Source organism: Streptococcus sp. AS20, from assembly GCF_000524255.1.
GTDB classification, from domain to species: Bacteria; Bacillota; Bacilli; order Lactobacillales; family Streptococcaceae; genus Streptococcus; species Streptococcus constellatus.
This window is the reverse complement of the sequence record NZ_JANS01000005.1, coordinates 128,300-144,807: the sequence shown is the minus strand read 5'-3', so window position 1 is coordinate 144,807 and position 16,508 is coordinate 128,300. Positions and strand designations below refer to the sequence as shown.

The 16,508-nt window shown below is 39.5% G+C and carries 17 protein-coding genes and 1 pseudogene; 2 read left to right on the top strand and 16 right to left on the bottom strand.

Features of this window, described 5'->3' with window-relative positions:
- The first annotated feature begins 4 nt into the window (after window positions 1-4).
- Window positions 5-262 carry a LapA family protein gene (locus HMPREF1514_RS01670; RefSeq protein ID WP_006267878.1) on the top strand — a complete coding sequence of 86 codons (258 nt, stop codon included), beginning with the start codon at window positions 5-7 and terminating at the stop codon, window positions 260-262.
- Window positions 263-279: 17 nt separating this feature from the next.
- Here HMPREF1514_RS01670 and HMPREF1514_RS09615 read toward each other — a convergent pair.
- The 8 genes and pseudogenes from HMPREF1514_RS09615 to HMPREF1514_RS01635 all read right to left on the bottom strand — a co-directional run.
- A pseudogene (locus HMPREF1514_RS09615) lies at window positions 280-450 on the bottom strand (MFS transporter); the annotation flags it as partial.
- A gap of 499 nt (window positions 451-949) precedes the next feature.
- Window positions 950-2,845 carry an ABC-F family ATP-binding cassette domain-containing protein gene (locus HMPREF1514_RS01665; RefSeq protein ID WP_037596854.1) on the bottom strand — a complete coding sequence of 632 codons (1,896 nt, stop codon included), beginning with the start codon at window positions 2,843-2,845 and terminating at the stop codon, window positions 950-952.
- Window positions 2,846-2,918: 73 nt separating this feature from the next.
- Window positions 2,919-3,284 (bottom strand): hypothetical protein, encoded by a 366-nt coding sequence (locus tag HMPREF1514_RS01660; protein ID WP_037596853.1) that lies wholly within the window; start codon window positions 3,282-3,284, stop codon window positions 2,919-2,921.
- 1 nt (window position 3,285) lies between these two features.
- The gene (locus tag HMPREF1514_RS01655) at window positions 3,286-3,990 is read right to left on the bottom strand and encodes a matrixin family metalloprotease (RefSeq protein WP_037596852.1); all 705 of its coding nucleotides are present in this window, start codon (window positions 3,988-3,990) and stop codon (window positions 3,286-3,288) included.
- A 144-nt stretch (window positions 3,991-4,134) separates the two neighbouring features.
- A complete protein-coding gene (locus tag HMPREF1514_RS01650) occupies window positions 4,135-4,926 on the bottom strand; it encodes an alpha/beta hydrolase (RefSeq protein ID WP_037596851.1) in 792 nt (263 codons plus the stop codon).
- 95 nt (window positions 4,927-5,021) lie between these two features.
- A complete protein-coding gene (locus HMPREF1514_RS01645; RefSeq protein WP_006270681.1) occupies window positions 5,022-6,683 on the bottom strand; it encodes a ribonuclease J in 1,662 nt (553 codons plus the stop codon).
- Between the two features lie 697 nt (window positions 6,684-7,380).
- Window positions 7,381-8,667 carry a peptidase U32 family protein gene (locus HMPREF1514_RS01640; RefSeq protein ID WP_037596849.1) on the bottom strand — a complete coding sequence of 429 codons (1,287 nt, stop codon included), beginning with the start codon at window positions 8,665-8,667 and terminating at the stop codon, window positions 7,381-7,383.
- Between the two features lie 128 nt (window positions 8,668-8,795).
- Window positions 8,796-9,725, bottom strand: coding sequence for a peptidase U32 family protein (locus HMPREF1514_RS01635; RefSeq protein ID WP_037597241.1), 930 nt, complete (start codon window positions 9,723-9,725; stop codon window positions 8,796-8,798).
- Window positions 9,726-9,863: 138 nt separating this feature from the next.
- Here HMPREF1514_RS01635 and HMPREF1514_RS01630 point away from each other — a divergent pair, with 138 nt between their 5' ends.
- The gene (locus HMPREF1514_RS01630; RefSeq protein WP_037596847.1) at window positions 9,864-10,151 is read left to right on the top strand and encodes a DUF3270 domain-containing protein; all 288 of its coding nucleotides are present in this window, start codon (window positions 9,864-9,866) and stop codon (window positions 10,149-10,151) included.
- Window positions 10,152-10,240: 89 nt separating this feature from the next.
- On the opposite strand, the gene HMPREF1514_RS01625 is transcribed toward HMPREF1514_RS01630, so the two are convergent.
- The 8 genes from HMPREF1514_RS01625 to HMPREF1514_RS01590 form a co-directional block, all read right to left on the bottom strand.
- The gene (locus tag HMPREF1514_RS01625; protein WP_037596845.1) at window positions 10,241-10,714 is read right to left on the bottom strand and encodes a YtxH domain-containing protein; all 474 of its coding nucleotides are present in this window, start codon (window positions 10,712-10,714) and stop codon (window positions 10,241-10,243) included.
- Between the two features lie 15 nt (window positions 10,715-10,729).
- Complete coding sequence (locus HMPREF1514_RS01620) at window positions 10,730-11,113, bottom strand: DUF948 domain-containing protein (RefSeq protein ID WP_003072347.1); 384 nt, start codon at window positions 11,111-11,113, stop codon at window positions 10,730-10,732.
- Window positions 11,114-11,130: 17 nt separating this feature from the next.
- Complete coding sequence (gene lgt / locus HMPREF1514_RS01615) at window positions 11,131-11,904, bottom strand: prolipoprotein diacylglyceryl transferase (RefSeq protein WP_006270687.1); 774 nt, start codon at window positions 11,902-11,904, stop codon at window positions 11,131-11,133.
- Window positions 11,897-12,829, bottom strand: a complete 933-nt coding sequence (hprK, locus tag HMPREF1514_RS01610) for an HPr(Ser) kinase/phosphatase (RefSeq protein ID WP_003068730.1) — start codon at window positions 12,827-12,829, stop codon at window positions 11,897-11,899. The genes lgt and hprK overlap by 8 nt, the downstream gene beginning before the upstream one ends.
- Before the next feature lie 110 nt (window positions 12,830-12,939).
- Window positions 12,940-13,461: an NUDIX hydrolase gene (locus tag HMPREF1514_RS01605; RefSeq protein WP_037596843.1), complete on the bottom strand. Its 522-nt coding sequence runs from the start codon at window positions 13,459-13,461 to the stop codon at window positions 12,940-12,942.
- 49 nt (window positions 13,462-13,510) lie between these two features.
- A complete protein-coding gene (locus HMPREF1514_RS01600; protein WP_037591159.1) occupies window positions 13,511-13,783 on the bottom strand; it encodes a PspC domain-containing protein in 273 nt (90 codons plus the stop codon).
- 104 nt (window positions 13,784-13,887) lie between these two features.
- Window positions 13,888-14,337, bottom strand: a complete 450-nt coding sequence (locus HMPREF1514_RS01595) for a SprT family protein (protein ID WP_037596841.1) — start codon at window positions 14,335-14,337, stop codon at window positions 13,888-13,890.
- Window positions 14,324-16,453 carry a Tex family protein gene (locus HMPREF1514_RS01590; protein WP_037596839.1) on the bottom strand — a complete coding sequence of 710 codons (2,130 nt, stop codon included), beginning with the start codon at window positions 16,451-16,453 and terminating at the stop codon, window positions 14,324-14,326. The genes HMPREF1514_RS01595 and HMPREF1514_RS01590 overlap by 14 nt, the downstream gene beginning before the upstream one ends.
- Window positions 16,454-16,508: the final 55 nt, after the last annotated feature.

The following is a 16,508-nucleotide window of genomic DNA, read 5'->3' as shown; positions in this document are numbered from 1 at the left end:
TACTATGAAAGAAAAATTACACTATATCCTGCTTTTAATTACCATTCTATTGGTGGCCAGTATTTCCTTGGCCAATATGCAGAGTGTCAATGTTAGCTTTATCCTATTTAGCTTCAAACTGCCCTTAATCATATTGATTTTGGTCTCAGTGCTCCTAGGCTCTGTCACGACCTTTCTCATCAGCATGCTGAAAAATTTCTCACTGAAAAAAGAGCTTAAGAAAACCAAAGAAGCACTTAAAAATTCCCATACAGAAAACTAGGCTGGAATCACTCTAGCCTAGTTTTTTTCTATTTTCTTTTGATAAAGGTAGGAAAGCAAAGCCAATCCCATCACTCCAAAACCAATCAGGAGAAAGGAAAGGGTACGGACACTCGGCAGCAGCGTCATCAGAAAAGTCGCAGGAGGCATGAAAAGAATTGCTAGTGTGTAGATGGTTGAGAAAACTCGGCTAGTCGTTCTTTCAAAACCGCCTTCACCGCCCCTTGTTCGGATTTTATTTTCAGACGAGGCTCATTTCGTCAAAATCTTATAGGCCGAAAATCGGAAAAGGCAGATTCTGCTAAAAGAACTCGTCCGAAAATAGAAAGTTCGGGATTTGCTCTCAGACTAACCGTCCGAAAATCTGACAGAGTCATTTTGCCCCAAAATAGCTTTTCAGAAAATCTGACGGGCTGACTTTTCTTTAAAAGAACTTAGATTACATGAAGAATGCTTTCTTTTCCTCGAAAAAATCTCAAAACACATGTAAAAGTTCGTCTTTTGCTCTCAGGGAAACAATTCTTCATGAAGGATTTATCTTTTTGTCACAGAATCAGAGATTTCACATGTAAAAATTCGGTTTTTGCTCTTTTGGGACTGATTTCACATGTGAAATTAAGTATTTTGAGCTCTAAGAAGCTCATTTCCAACGAAAACTAGGCATTCTTACACAGGTTCTTTTTCCTTCTCACACCTTCTCCGCCAGTTCTTCCCACTCTAGCAGGACTTCTTCTTGGGCGGCGGTCAGCTGGTCAATTTGCTGCTGGCTCTCCATGAGTTCGCAGGCGTCGTTGGTGGCCTGCATAGCTTCCTGAAGCTGACTGATCTGGCTGTCCAAGTCTTCGATTTGCGCTTCCAATTGCTCTAAGCGGCGGGCCAGCCGGCGCTGTTCTTTCTGGTTTTCCTTTTGAAGCTGATAGTCATTGGCAGGGGCAGGTTTGTCAGGACTGACCTGCTCCGACTCCTCACGCAAGGCTTCCTGCTCTGCCTTTTTCTCCAGATAGTAGTCATAATCACCCAGATAAAGGGTGGAACCTGTCTCAGAGAGCTCAACAATCTGTGTGGCCACGCGATTGATAAAGTAACGGTCATGGCTGACAAAGAGCAGGGTTCCGTCAAAGTCAATTAGGGCATTTTCCAGCACTTCCTTGCTGTCAATGTCCAGGTGGTTAGTCGGCTCGTCTAGGATAAGAAAGTTGTTGTTTTCCATCGACAGCTTGGCTAGGAGCAGACGCGCCCGCTCTCCACCTGATAGCATGCCGACAGACTTCTTGACATCGTCTCCCGAAAAGAGGAAAGCGCCTAAGCGATTGCGAATTTCGACCTCTGGCGTCAGCTTGAAGTCATTCCATAGCTCGTCAAGAACCGTATTGCTGGGAGTCAGTTTGCTCTGGGTCTGGTCATAGTAGCCCACTTCCACATTAGCCCCCAGCTGCTCTTTGCCTCTGATGAAGGGCACTTGCCCGATTAGTGATTTAATCAGAGTCGTCTTTCCAATCCCATTTGGCCCGACAATAGCTACCGCATTAAACTTGCGAATGTCAAGGTTAATCGGCTCTGACAAGACTTCCTCGCCGTAGCCAATAGCTGCGTCTTCCAAGGTCAGCACAACATTTCCAGAAACCTTATCGGATTTGAAGGTCATATTAGCCGAGCGGCCACCGGTTTCCGGCCTGTCCAACCGCTCCATCTTTTCCAGCTGCTTGCGGCGGGACTGAGCCCGCTTGGTAGTGGAGCCTCGAACTAGATTGCGATTGACAAAGTCCTCCAGTGCAGCGATTTCTTTCTGTTGCTTTTCGTAGTTCTTGGCTTCAGTAGCCAGCTTCTGCTCTTTTTGGATCACGAAACTGGAGTAATTGCCCACATAGCGATCCAAGGAATGCTTGGTCAAGTCCAGCGTGATGATCGCAACCTTGTCTAGGAAATAGCGATCGTGGCTGACGATGATTAAGGCACCTTTATAATTTACCAAATAATTTTCTAGCCAGGCAATGGTCTCGATATCCAAGTGGTTGGTTGGTTCGTCCAGCACTAGCAGTTCTGGCTTCTCCAACAGCATCTTGGCCAGAGCCAGACGGGTGTTCTGCCCGCCTGACAGCTCAGAAATCTTCATCTGCCACATGGACTGGTCAAACTTGAAGCCATTCAAAATAGCTCGAATATCAGCTTCATAGGTAAAACCACCCTTTTGTCGAAATTCCTCTGACAGCTGGTCATACTGGGTCATGAGAGCCGTCAGCTCTTCCTCTGACAATTCTCCCATTTGCAGCTCCATCTGCCGCAACCTCTTCTCTTGCTGACGCAGACTATCAAAGACCAGCAGCATCTCGTCGTAGATAGTATTCTCCGACTCAAAGCGGCTGTCCTGAGCTAGATAGGACAGGGAAAGATCTCGTTTTTTATTAATCTGACCAGAAGTAGGCTCTTCCTCGCCCACCAAAATCTTGAGCAGGGTTGACTTCCCAGCTCCATTTTTACCGACGAGGGCAATCCTATCGCCCTCATCCACCTGCAGGTTAATATTGTCAAAAAGAAGCTCCCCTGCAAAAGAGCGCTCAATCTTGCTTGCTTGTAAAATAATCATAAACCTATTATAGCAAATTCATAGCTCAACTACCATTCTAGAAAGTAAAAATGCGGTCAAGATAAGCCGCATTTCATCTAAAAGTATGTAAAATTTCTTGATTTTGCATCACAAGGTAAACACCTAATAGAACAATCAAAACAAAAAGTACTAATTTGATGATTCCTTTTACAAAACGGATTATCCAAAGGATCATCATAGAACCAATCAACCACATAACGGCTGAATAATTGAAAAAGCCTTGAACTGCCTGACTGTTTTCGCCAAAAAAACTTTGGATAGGAGCTGGAATATGTTCTCGCCATGCAGCTGTCACTCCAATACGATTTGCAATATCAGAGCCACTTTTCCATAACCATGCAAAAATACTAGAATTAAAGAGAAACAAAAAAACTTGCTCTGGGAAATATCTAATGACTTTAAATATATTTTTTAACATTTTATGATTGATACAACTCCTTTACTGTTTGAACGTCCACTGCTTGAATACTATAAAATGAACCAGAGGATTGCATGACAGATTTTTCTTCATTGTGTTCCAATCCAATCGCATGTCCCAATTCATGTTCTGCTGTGTTTACGATTCGTTCATAAGAGTAGCCGTATTGACTGTTTAATAGATAATAACGATTTAGTCGAACAGTTACATTTGTAAAACGCTTGGTCAGCAAATTGGTTTTGGATTCTGCTTCGCCTGCCGCACTGACAGTGCTATTATTCATCTCTGTAGCTACAATATTGGCTTGATTTTTATCAGTTACAATCCGGAAAGTAAAGGCACCCGTTTGATTCCAAGCACGAATAGCTTCCTGATAAGCTGAGCGAAATGTTTCGTCTTGTGTCTCTATATAAACCGTAGCGCTTGCTTTATCCCACCGAACACCAGAGGCTTGATGAACATGATCGTCCGATAACCGCTTGGTTAGGTCTTTCACATTTTGCCTGACACCTAGCTGACTATCTTGTCCACTTACGTATCGATAAATTTGGTTCACATCTTGCTGAAGCCCTGTCGCAAAATTGCTTTTAGAAGGACTCACGATATACAATATTCCCACAAAAATAAGTGCTGTCGATGCAACTGTGTAAACCAATCGCCAGAGCAATCGGAATAACCTTGAAATCAATCGAAACAAAAATCTCATACTCTCCTCCTAATCTAAAAGATAAAAAGTAAGTATAATGAGATTCACTTAAAAAATTCTTAAAATAAACGGTTGTAAAAGAAATAACAAATCTCTAAAAATCATTCCCTGTCAGATATAAGAACCAAAGATACCACCACACACTTAGGATAGGCGTTCCTCTACTTCAAAACTAATTGGCAACCATTTAAGAAATTCTTCTAACTGCTTTTCCCAATAATACCACTCGTGCTTCCCTGGAGCATGACGATACGTAATATCTAACTCGCACTCGCGTAATTTTTTGACGGCTATTTCATTTGCTTGATAGAGAAAATCTTGCTCTCCACACCAAGTATAGAATTTAGTTCTTTTATCTGACTTCTTTGCCATCGTTGTTAAGAAATGCTGCTCAACACCAGCTGCTTTCAAATCACCAAACACACCTTGCCAATAGCTGAGGTTCCCACCAGGTAATTCTTCCATATCTATATCATCAAGACCTATCCCGATTGCCCCAGAAAATGATCCCGCATAAGAGAATCGATCCGTCATCAAAGCAATTTTATAAGCCCCGTAACCTCCCATAGATAAGCCAGCAATAAATGTTTTTTCACGTTTCCGGCTCATATTTGGAAAGAACCGTTGCATAATTTCAGGTAATTCTTTTGCTAATGCATCGTAATAGTTCAAACCATAAGCAGTATTAGTGTACCAGGCAAGATCTGTTGACGGCATAATGACAATTAAATTTGTATGGCGCAATAAACGCTCAATATTGGTCCGCTTTCGCCACGAATTTTCATTGCCGCCCATTCCATGCAAAAGGTAAAGAACGGGAATATCAGTGTCTGTCACCTGATTAGGAGCTACTGCATCTGCATCAGGATAGATGACATTAACACGACGCTCCATTTCTAGTACTGTTGAGTGATACTCTATTTCCAAAAATGCCATTTTATCTCCTTTTCCTATAAATGTAAGAAAGGGGCTGGAACATGTGTCCTGACCCCATTATTTTTTGCTATATAAAATGTACTAATTTAGCCAGCTTAACGTACTTCCATTACAACGGGTAAAATGGCTGGACGACGTTTGGTTTGCTCAAAGAGGTATTTCGCAAGACTGTCACGTACAGCCCCCTTCAATTCACCCCAGTCAAAATTATCTTTCGCAAGGTAATCTTCAACTGTATTATTGATTAAATCAGCACTTTCACGTAAAATATCACGACTTTTCTTGACATAAACAAATCCACGCGTGTGAACTTTTGCTTTTGAAATAATCTTCTTGTCACGACGGTTCACTGTAATAGCTACAATAAAGATACCATCTTCAGACAGAACTTTGCGGTCACGAAGAACGATATTCCCTACATCACCAATCGCATTTCCGTCAATCATGACATCGCCAGCAGGGACTGCACCAGCAAGTAAGAAATCTCCTTTTTCATATTCCATAATGCTACCGCGTTTTGGAATAAAAATGTTTTCTGGCAACATTCCAACAGCCATTGCAGCTTTAGCATGCGCTGCTAATTCACGATATTCTCCTTGAATTGGGAACAAGAATTTTGGTTGCAAGAGATTTAACATCAGTTGCAAATCGCGCTCATTTCCATGACCAGACACCCGCAAATCTTGCGTAATCAATTTAACAACACCACCAGCTTGATAAATCATATTTTCTACGCGCGCTACCAAGGCCTCTTTTGCGATAGACGGTGTTGTAACAATGTAAATCAAATCACCTTCTTTGATTTCTACATAGCGGTGACGACCAATAGACATTTTGCGCAAGCCATTGATAGGCTCACCCATTCGACCAGTTTCCAAAATGATCAATTCATGATCTTCAAATTTAGACATTTCTTTAGGTTTAATCAGCAAACGCTCATCTACAAGCGATAATTTCTTCAAGCGAATAGCCGTCCGAACGATATTTTCAATGTCAAACCCAGTCAGCACAACACGACGACCTGTCTTAGCAGCGGCTTCAAAAACCTGTTGAATACGCGAGAGATTACTTGCAACTGCTGCAACTATGACGCGTCCATTCCAATCACCAATCGTATCGGTGATTTCTTTGCCGACTTCACTTTCACTTGCCACTTGAATACTACTATCTGCATTTGCAGAATCACTAAGAAGAGCTAGAACGCCTTCTCGACCAATTTCTGCTAAACGCGCAAAATCTGTTGCATAAGACTGACTAGCCGTTTGGTCAAACTTAAAATCACCCGTATAAACAATATTTCCTTCAGACGTTTTTAAGACAATCCCTAGACTCTCTGGAATGGAGTGCGTTGTTTTAAAGAAAGATACAATGGTACCTCCAAAGTCAATCTCTGTATCTTCATCAATCACATGAAAATCATTGAATTTCTTAACCGTATCATTTCCTTTGACAAATAGCTTAGCCAGTTCAATCGTTAATTCCGATCCAAACACAGGTACCTTTGTTTCCGCCAACAAATAAGGCAGGGCACCAATCGCATCTGCATGTCCGTGTGTCAAAAAGACCCCTGCAATGCGGTCCTTATTTTCAAATAAATAGTCCATATTTGGAATGACAAAATCCACACCAAGCTGTTCATTTTCCGGATACTTTAGTCCGACATCAAGGATAAAAATAGATTCATCCACTTCAGCGATGTAAAGATTTTTTCCATTTTCACGTACACCGCCTAAAGCAATCAATTTAATATTGCTCATTGATTCTCCTTTTCATATTTTTCTTACTAACGGCCCTTGGCTTCCCAAGTCGAATTACAGTTTTGCAAGTATTTTGCATATTTTATTTATTATACTACTTTTCATGATTTTTTTCAAAGAGGAGAGCATACAAAAAAGCTCCTAGTTACTGTATTTCTACAGAAAGCTAGGAGCCGTCTCTATTTGCTAATAAGTGATAGATAGACTTTCAGAAAATAACTTTCTGAAAAGAGATTCTTATGATGATTCCATCGTTATTTTATTAAAGAATGATTTTCTTGTCCACAATATATCAAAAACAAGTTTATTCATCTAAAACAATAGTGGTTTTTTACCAAAGCGTGAAAATCATTAAAAAGCTTTTATCGACTACATCAAATAATATTCTTCTTTATTCTTTCACTGCGTTCTCGATACGCGATGCAGTTCTACAAACCACTACATGCTATCTTCAGAAATATTATCAAATACCTCCAATTAAGAAAAACAATTAGCAAATAGAAACTAATACATCATAAACGATTTAAAATGTGAACGTTCTGATACCCATTGGAATCAGTCCTTTCTTATCTTTCTTTAATTATATTGTACACCTTCTTTTTTAAAAAAGCAAGCGTTTACATTAAGATTTTTAAAATATTTTTCACAAATGAAAAGAGGTAGAAATATAATTCCAACCTCTTTTTCAAAGTGAATTTTATGCCCGAACCGTGACACTTGTTCCGTCCTCTTTGTAAAGATTTATCAGCCCCTCCTTACGACTACGTACCATGTCTCCTGGATAAACTGGATGTGGCAAGGAAATGGTCAACAATTCCATCGGATTAGGAGCTCGATCAATTTTATTTCCATCTGAATCGTGTAAATCTGTAATTACTGCATCAAAATGCCGGAAACCAGGACCATAAAATTCGACTAGGTCACCCTCATTGATGACATTTCGTTGTCGAATAGTCGCTGTTTGTGTGGCAGAGTCATAAGCCACCACTTCTGCTACAAATTTATATTGTGGAATTTTTCGTCGTGCTCCAAAAAGCTGTTCATTTTCAGTCGGTGTGTGATAATAAAATCCTGTCGCTAACTCACGCTGCGCTACTTTCCACATTTCATCTACTAAATCTTGCTTGATCGCTTCAAACTTTTCTGGACTTTCAAGATAAGCATCAACTGCAGCTTTATAACAATTTGAAACAGTGGATACATAGTGAATAGACTTCATACGCCCTTCAATTTTCAGGCTATCCACACCATTTTTAATCATATCAGGAATATGGTCAATCATAGACATATCGACAGCCGACATGGAAAATTCTTCTGGAATTTCCCCTTTTAAGCTTTTGCGCTCTTGTCCAAACGGCATATCATACAAATCATATTTCCAACGGCAAGACTGAGAACAGCCCCCACGATTGGCATCGCGCATGCTCATGTGATTTGACAAGGTACAACGTCCTGAGTAAGAAATGCACATAGCTCCATGAACAAAAGCTTCAATCTCAACATCAGTATGCTTGCGGATTTCTGCTAATTCTTCCATGGAAACTTCACGTGCCAAGACCACACGCGTTAAACCTAAATCTTTCCAAAATTCTAGCGTTTCATAGTTTGTCGCGCTAGCTTGTGTTGACAAGTGCACTTCCAAACCTGGCGCTTCTGTGCAAGCAATGGCAATCAAAGCTGGGTCTGACACGATAACGGCAGAAATTCCAATATCACGTAAAGTGCGGAACCATTCTCCAGCTCCTTCTTCATTTCCTTCATGTGTTACCATGTTCGCAGCTACATAGACTTTAGCGCCATGCTCGCGAGCAAATTGAACGCCCTCTTCCATTTCTTCAAATGTAAAGTTTCCTGCACGGCTACGCAAACCATAGGCTTGTCCGCCAATATAAACAGCATCCGCTCCATAACGAATGGCAACTTTCAGTTTTTCCAACGTTCCAGCAGGCGCCAGAACTTCTGGTCTTTTCAAAGTTTTTGTCATATTCTCTCTTTTCTAAATTCTAGTACTTAGCTTTTTCATTTTATAGTAAAAAGGGCTTGAAATCAAGCTAAAGATGATAGATTGTGAAAGATAAACAAGCAATCACAACTCGCAACCACCTGTCTTCTTTATTTCACCTGATCTGGATCATACTCATAAAATCCTGTATCTAGAAAACGATTCTTGGGATGCAATTGATGAACTTGCTCATCTAATAGGAAAGCCTGATCATGTGTCAATCGATTGGTTTCAATCAATTCACGCGCTTGCACGAAAAGTTTGGCAATTTCAACAAAATTGTGTCCCGGTGTATAAATCCCTTCAAGCTTCCAATGTGTGAAGCCATATTCTACCAATTCTCCAAGTTTCGTCATCATATCCAAATCATTATTCGCAAAAATATGCGTCCCATGATTGTCCTCAAAAATAGAATAATGGCTATCTGGGTCACTCGGCTCTGCAAGGAATAAATCACGCTCACGACTCTTTTCGTCATCAATATGAGTGAAATTGTAATAATTCTGCAAAAGCGGTCGCTTAGAATGATGAATGACGCTAGCACCATAGACTAGTATCTCAACAGGAATTTCTAACACTTCCTGCATTTTAAACAATTCTGCCGATGGAATTTCCCGTGCTAAAACCGCCTCAGAAGCGCCTGCTTTCTGTCCCCAGAAGTTCACCTGACGACTGCTGGCAACCATAGTCGAGGCATCATAAATCGTCTTAAACGGATAACCGTCACGTTTTAACACATAAAAAACACCAGCATCTCCCACAGTAATATAATCTGCCTGAATATCCACTAAAAAATCAAGAAAAGGCTTGATATGATTCATCATTTCCTGATGCATTAACGCATTGACAGCTACTGTCAGCTTTTTACCAGCTTTATGAACCAAATCTGCAATCCGGCGTAATTCCTCATAAGAAAAAGCATGGGGTAGACGAAGTCCATACTCTTTTTCACCAACATATATGCGATCTATACCTACTTCTAAAAGCTCTTTTACTTGTTCAATACTCTCAGCAGTTGCTGTAATGTTTATCTTTTCCATGTTAAAATTATACCACATTTTTGATTTCACTTCTATTTTTTAAATTGAAAAGCATTTTTAGCCGTTTTGTAATCGTTATGTAATATTTATCTAATTGAAATCATGGTAAAATAAGAGAGTACTGTAAGGAGAGAGAACATGACCGCAAGAAAATATCAGTCCTATCAAGAGGACTACACTTATCTAGAACAAGAACAATATCCCCTTTATCAAGATTATATTCCTGAAGCAAAAACGAATCCAAACCTGAAAGAATTGTTGTTTTTCGTGAATATTGCGACATTCTGTATCTTGACAGCTTTGTTTAGTTTTTTGTTTTTGTCAATTAAAGTAAATACATTTCTAGCCTTTACTTTGGCAATCGCTGTTAGCTTAGTGTGTATCAAAGTGCAGCAAACATTTATTCGTCGAAAAAGAAATAAATAGTTTTGGGATTGAAGTGCCTGCTTTTTCAAAGGCACTGTTTTTATTGTGATGCAAATCGATTCAGTTAAACAGATAAAAAAATTGAGGTATTAATCCTCAATTTTTTTATCTTCGTTTTCCATTTCTGTTTCCTCAGTTTCTGTCAAATCAATGACAATGTCCTCAGGAGAATCTTCTTTTTCTGCTGATTCTGGAGCAGTTTTTTTTAATTCTTCTGGTGAAATCCCTTCTGGCGCCATTTTTTCTCGCCATTCTTGAAATTTCTCTTGTGAAAATTCAACTACTTGTGTCGTCGCTTCTTTAACAGAGCCAAGAATTGTTTCACCTGTAATTTCTCCACTCTCGACCTTTTCTTTAGCTTGATTGACTGCTTCTACAGCCTGATTAGAGAAATGATTGACTTTTTGCACTACCTGATCTTTAAAATCGTCTGGATTTTCTTTAACTTCATTCATGAAATCTGAAACCTTAGCCGTCACTTCTTTTCCTTTTTTACTTGTGAGGAATACAGCTGCAGCTGCTCCAGAGAGTGTTCCTAAAAGGATTGATGAAAATTTACCCATAATAAACCTTCTTTCTTATTTTTTAAATAGTTTTGTAATCATCCGTAAGGCCGATAAAGTTGCACCAGCTTTCACTCCATTTTTACCTGCTGTAGCAGCTTTTTTACTCAAATGACGAGCAGAATCATTTAAATCTGAAACTGACTCTGACAAATCTGCAACTGCAGTGAAAAGTGGATCAATTGTTGTCATTTTCCCGTTAATATCATCTGCTAAAACATTCACTTTGGTTAACAATTCATTTGTCTGATAGAGTGTCACATTGACATCCGTTGTCAATACCTGAATTGTTTTTTCTGTTTCATCAACAACAGTTGAGATTTTCCTGACTAAGAAAATCGTGTAAACAATCAAAGTAATCAAAGCAAGGGCCACTAAACTATAAGCAATTTCAAGCATCTTTTTCTCCTAACTTTTTAATAATAAGGGGTATCTACTTTTTTTCTTTGGTAAATGATAAGAATAATTCCTGCAACCACTAGAACAGCAGACAACCATTGTGACACACGCAAGCCCGCAAACATGAGACTATCTGTTCGCATACCTTCAATCACCATGCGACCTATTCCGTACCAAATAAGATAAAATCCAGTCATTTCTCCACGTTTGAGGAAATTTTTCTTTCTTCTCGCAACCATCACTAAAGCAAATCCTAACAAATTCCAAACCGACTCATAAAGGAAAGTTGGTTGTCGATAATGCCCATCAATATACATTTGGTTGCGCATAAAACTTGGCAAGTAATCCAAACGTTTAACAATCGCTCCGTAAGCCTCTTGGTTGAAGAAATTGCCCCATCGCCCAAGACTTTGAGCAATCATTACACCTGGAACAGCAATATCTAAAAAGTCTAGTGTGTTAATGAATTTTTGTTGGGAGAAGAAATATAAGACAATCGCTCCAGTAATTAAACCACCATAAATAGCAATTCCCCCGTGCCAAATAGCAAAAATCTCAGCAGGATTTTTAGCATAATAGTTCCAGTCAAAAATGACATAGTAAATGCGAGCCCCAACGATCGACAGAGGAAATGCAACAAGAATAAAATCAAGAATGTCATCTGGAATAATCTTTTTCCTTGGTGCTTCTTTCATAGCTAGATAAACAGCTAAAATCAAACCTGTCACAATACAAATCGCATACCAACGAATACTAAAAGGCCCTATCTTAAATGCAATTGGATTAATCATGAGCCACCTCATTTTTACTAATAAGATTGGTTAAGCGTTCCTCAAATGTCTTCGTTGCATCAAAGCCCATTTCTTTTGCGCGGTAATTCATCGCTGCCGATTCAATCACTACCGAAATATTGCGACCCGTTTTCACAGGAATGCGGATTCTTGGAATAGCCACACCTGATACTTCAAACTCCTCACCATTGTTTCCCAAGCGGTCAAATGTTTTATTGACATCATAATTTTCCAGATAAACAGCCAACTGAACCTGTGATGAATCTTTTACAGCACTTGCCCCATAAAGGCTCATAACATCAATAATCCCAACGCCACGAATCTCAAGTAAATGGCGCAAAATTTCAGCTGGCTCACCCCAGAGAGTCATTTCATCTTTCGCGTAGATATCCACACGGTCATCTGCGACTAAACGATGCCCGCGTTTAACTAGCTCCAGTCCAGTTTCGCTTTTTCCAATTCCGCTATCACCTTGTATCAGAACACCCATGCCATAAATATCCATTAGAACGCCATGAATACTGGTTCGTTCAGCCAAACGTGAATCTAGATAGCTAGAAATTTCACCTGATAAACGACTCGTCGGTGTGCGGCTGCTGAGAACAACAATTTTATTTTCCTTTGCAGCCTTCAACATCTCATCAGGTACTTTCAGATCACGCGCCACAATCATAACAGTGTCTCGTTCAAACATTTTCCGTAAAACCTGATAGCGATTGTGAGAGGTCATCTTCATCAAGTAAGACCATTCTTTCATTCCCATTAGCTGGATACGTTCTGGTGTGTAATAGTCAAAATAGCCTGTCATTTCAAGTCCAGGACGAGAAATATCAGATGTTGTAATCTCTTTTTCCAACATTTTCTCATCACCATAAACCACATTTAATCTGACTTTTTTTAATAGATCTTTGATCCTTACAGCCATATTTTTCCCCTTTGATAATTTCTTTATCTATTATAGCAAATTTTCAGACTAAAAGAGAGTTTCATCTTTGATTTTGCAAAGAAAATGGATTCAAACATCTGTAGTACCCATCAATCCTCTGACTGAATCATTTGTTCTACAATTTGTTTTTGATTTTGAAATACAGGATACCGATCCATAAAATATCGAAGCTCACTAGACTTCAACCAGATGTGACCATCCGTTTCACTCTCTTGATACCTCACCGTTTTCTCTGCCACGATGGCCTCATAAAAATCAAAATGACAGCGATCGTTAGATGACGTCACTTTCTCAATCAGTTGTAGTTCTCTAGGAATTAGACCAGTTTCTTCCCGTAATTCACGATAGGCTGCGGTCATGCTATCTTCACCAGCCAGCACACTTCCTCCTGCACCAAACTCATAATAATTAGGATGAATCTCTTTTTTAGGACTGCGGTGCATCAGGAGAAATTCCCCATCTATATGACGAACAAAGACATTGACACAAAGATGGTACTTCCCTTCTGGAATCTCTTCTCCTCTGAGCAATTTATATCCAACTTTTTCCCGATACTCATCGTAAGCATCCCAATATTCCATCTCTTCTCCTTCAAAAATAAGAGAGTCCATTGCATGAACTCCTTTTTGCATCTATAAACAAGCTCTTATTCTATTATAATCACCAAAACCAACCATCTTCTTCTTTGATAGCTTCTGCTTCTTTGCGCTTACGAGGTCCTGTTCCATACATTTCTTCTTCCACATCTTCCTTGTAAGGCATCACAGCAGCTAAGATAATATAGATGATAATCCCTAAGCCAAAGTTAAAGATAGTAAATAAAACGAATAAAAAGCGAACAAGCCCAACGTCCAAACCAAATTTGTCAGACAAACCAGCCAAGACTCCTGATACAGCGCTATTTCGGCGTAATTTATAAAATTTTGTTTTCATCATCATTTAGCCTCTTTCATTGATACTAAATCTAGTGTAGCACATTTTAGTCATCACGCCATCCGTCCCTAGGCGGATTTCTGATTATTTCTCCAAAATAGTCATTAAGACTGCAACTGTCTGACAAAAATGAGTTTTCCTTGGCAACGGCCACAGCAATACTGCTCAGTATTGATCCGTCTTTTTCTATGGTACTGTGCATAACAATGCAGGCATTGGTAAATAAGAATTTTTGCAGTTGGTTGTCTTGATAAAGTTGGTGCGTAGCGCAAACCGTTCACAGCTTTCAATAATTGCTTAAAATCTCGATCCTTATGTCGATAGCCTTTCTTTTCAAAATAAAGATGATAGTGACAAAGTTCATGACGAACAATTTTTCGGAAGGTTTCTAGGCCAAACTGTTCATAGATTTTAGGGTTAAAATCGAGATGACCGTCTTTTGGAAAAAAGCGTCCGCCCGTTGAACGGAGACGCTTGTTCCAATCAGCTTCATGATGAAATTCCTTGCCAAAATCTTCCAAAGAAACTTGTCTAACATAGTTAGTTAGGTTCACGCGGTGCCACCAAGGAAAGATTGACCTTTTCTCTTTCTATATCCAATTTATCTACCCAAACGGTTACCAAGTCACCAACAGAAACAACTTGACTTGGATGTTTGACATAGCTGTTGCTGAGCTTCGAAATATGAATCAATCCATCTTCATGAATACCAATATCCACAAAAGCACCAAAATCAACGACATTACGTACAACTCCTTCTAATTTTTGTCCAATTTGTAAATCTCTTATATCAAGAACATCTTGACGAAGAACTGGTGCATCAAACGAATCGCGTAAATCTCGACCTGGCTTGAGCAAGTCTGCAATGATGTCTTTAAGTGTTGCTTCCCCTATTCCCAAGTCAGTAACTACCTTGGCTACATCCAATGACTGTAATTTTTCCTGACCATCTTGATTCAAGTCTTTAATTGCTAGCATTTGGAATAATTTCTCAACAGCTGGATAACTCTCTGGGTGAACACCTGTATTGTCTAAAATATTGTCACTTTCGGGAATCCGTAAGAAACCTGCTGCCTGTTCAAATGCTTTAGCACCCAAGCGAGGCACTTTTTTAATATCTTCACGCGAATGAATCATACCTTCTTCTTCACGATATTTGACAATATTTTCAGAAATCGTTTTGTTCAATCCTGCTACATGAGAGAGAAGAGAGGGACTTGCAGTATTGATATTAACGCCAACTTGATTGACAACGGTATCTACAACAAAATCCAAGCTTTCAGATAATTTCTTCTGACTAACATCATGCTGGTATTGCCCAACACCGATTGATTTTGGATCAATTTTAACCAACTCTGCAAGCGGATCCTGCAAACGCCGGGCAATCGAGATAGCCGAACGTTTCTCAACAGTCAAATCAGGAAATTCATGCCGCGCTAATTCGCTAGCTGAATAAACAGATGCACCACTTTCATTTACAATAACATAGCTGACATTGGGATGAGTTTTCAGCACTTCAGCAACAAATGCTTCACTTTCTCGACTGGCTGTTCCATTTCCAATAGCGATAATTTCAACGCCAAATTGTTCAATCAAGTCTGACAGTTCTCGCTTAGAAGCTTCAATTTGTGCTGCTTTTGCTGGTGGAACAGGATAGATAACCTGAGTTGTCAGCATTTTTCCAGTTGCATCTACGACTGCTAGCTTAGCTCCTGTCCGGAAAGCTGGGTCAAAACCGAGTACTACGCGCCCTTTGAGTGGCGCAATCAAGAGCAGATGACGAAGATTGTCTGAAAATAGCTGAATAGCACCGTCTTCCGCTGTTTCAGTTAATTCTGTTCGAATTCGACGTTCCATAGCTGGAATGATTTTCTTTTTCACTGCTTGCTGGATTGCTTCATGAATGTAGTTATTTTTAATCTTAAACCGCAATTCAAAAAAGCGGATGATTTTTTCTACATTATGTTCATAACTAACTTTAAGAACACCTAGCTTTTCACCCCGATTTAAAGCTAAGGTCCGATAACCTTGCATATCCGCAATTTTTTCAGAAAAATCATAATAAATTTGAAATACTTGCTTTTCGTCCAAATTTGCATCTTTCAAAGTTGAAACAATGCTTGAATTTTTCAGTATTTCATGATAAGTCCATGCACGCAGTTGGACATCTTCTGAAATGGCTTCCACCAAAATATCTACAGCCCCAGATAGAGCCGCTTCTGCCGTTGGAAATGCTTCACTAGTTAAACCAATGGCTTCTTCTTGAAGATTGCTAATATTTTGTAATATAAGCCGTGCCAAGGGGAAAAGTCCTGCTGCACGCGCAATCGTAGCCTTTGTCCGACGTTTTTCTTTGTAAGGAAGATAAAGTTCTTCCACATCAGCCAACTTTTCAGCTGCTTCAATAGCTGCACGTAATTTATCTGTCAGCTTTCCTTGCTCCTCGATCTTAGCTAACACTGTTTCTTTACGTTCTTTGAGATTTGTCAGGCTTTTATCCAAATCAAGAATTGCCTTGATCTCCACCTCATCCAAATTCCCCGTCATCTCTTTCCGATAACGAGCAATAAAAGGAATGGTATTGCCTTCAGCTGTCAATTCAAGAACTTTTTCAACTTGTTTTTGACTAACATTTAAACTTTGTGCGATTTCAATAATATTTGTTTCCATGAAAAATATTATATCATATTTCAAACTTTATTACATAGGGGAAAATAATTCACAC

What these genes read in the sequence shown, in the direction of transcription:
- HMPREF1514_RS01650 (WP_037596851.1), bottom strand. Translation starts at nt 4,926, where the DNA reads ATGGCATTTTTGGAAATAGAGTATCACTCAACAGTACTAGAAATGGAG.
- HMPREF1514_RS01660 (WP_037596853.1), bottom strand. Translation starts at nt 3,284, where the DNA reads ATGTTAAAAAATATATTTAAAGTCATTAGATATTTCCCAGAGCAAGTT.
- HMPREF1514_RS01605 (WP_037596843.1), bottom strand. Translation starts at nt 13,461, where the DNA reads ATGGACTCTCTTATTTTTGAAGGAGAAGAGATGGAATATTGGGATGCT.
- HMPREF1514_RS01635 (WP_037597241.1), bottom strand. Translation starts at nt 9,725, where the DNA reads ATGGAAAAGATAAACATTACAGCAACTGCTGAGAGTATTGAACAAGTA.
- lgt (WP_006270687.1), bottom strand. Translation starts at nt 11,904, where the DNA reads ATGATTAATCCAATTGCATTTAAGATAGGGCCTTTTAGTATTCGTTGG.
- HMPREF1514_RS01590 (WP_037596839.1), bottom strand. Translation starts at nt 16,453, where the DNA reads ATGGAAACAAATATTATTGAAATCGCACAAAGTTTAAATGTTAGTCAA.
- HMPREF1514_RS01665 (WP_037596854.1), bottom strand. Translation starts at nt 2,845, where the DNA reads ATGATTATTTTACAAGCAAGCAAGATTGAGCGCTCTTTTGCAGGGGAG.
- HMPREF1514_RS01630 (WP_037596847.1), top strand. Translation starts at nt 9,864, where the DNA reads ATGACCGCAAGAAAATATCAGTCCTATCAAGAGGACTACACTTATCTA.
- HMPREF1514_RS01600 (WP_037591159.1), bottom strand. Translation starts at nt 13,783, where the DNA reads ATGAAAACAAAATTTTATAAATTACGCCGAAATAGCGCTGTATCAGGA.
- HMPREF1514_RS01625 (WP_037596845.1), bottom strand. Translation starts at nt 10,714, where the DNA reads ATGGGTAAATTTTCATCAATCCTTTTAGGAACACTCTCTGGAGCAGCT.
- HMPREF1514_RS01640 (WP_037596849.1), bottom strand. Translation starts at nt 8,667, where the DNA reads ATGACAAAAACTTTGAAAAGACCAGAAGTTCTGGCGCCTGCTGGAACG.
- hprK (WP_003068730.1), bottom strand. Translation starts at nt 12,829, where the DNA reads ATGGCTGTAAGGATCAAAGATCTATTAAAAAAAGTCAGATTAAATGTG.
- HMPREF1514_RS01620 (WP_003072347.1), bottom strand. Translation starts at nt 11,113, where the DNA reads ATGCTTGAAATTGCTTATAGTTTAGTGGCCCTTGCTTTGATTACTTTG.
- HMPREF1514_RS01655 (WP_037596852.1), bottom strand. Translation starts at nt 3,990, where the DNA reads ATGAGATTTTTGTTTCGATTGATTTCAAGGTTATTCCGATTGCTCTGG.
- HMPREF1514_RS01645 (WP_006270681.1), bottom strand. Translation starts at nt 6,683, where the DNA reads ATGAGCAATATTAAATTGATTGCTTTAGGCGGTGTACGTGAAAATGGA.
- HMPREF1514_RS01670 (WP_006267878.1), top strand. Translation starts at nt 5, where the DNA reads ATGAAAGAAAAATTACACTATATCCTGCTTTTAATTACCATTCTATTG.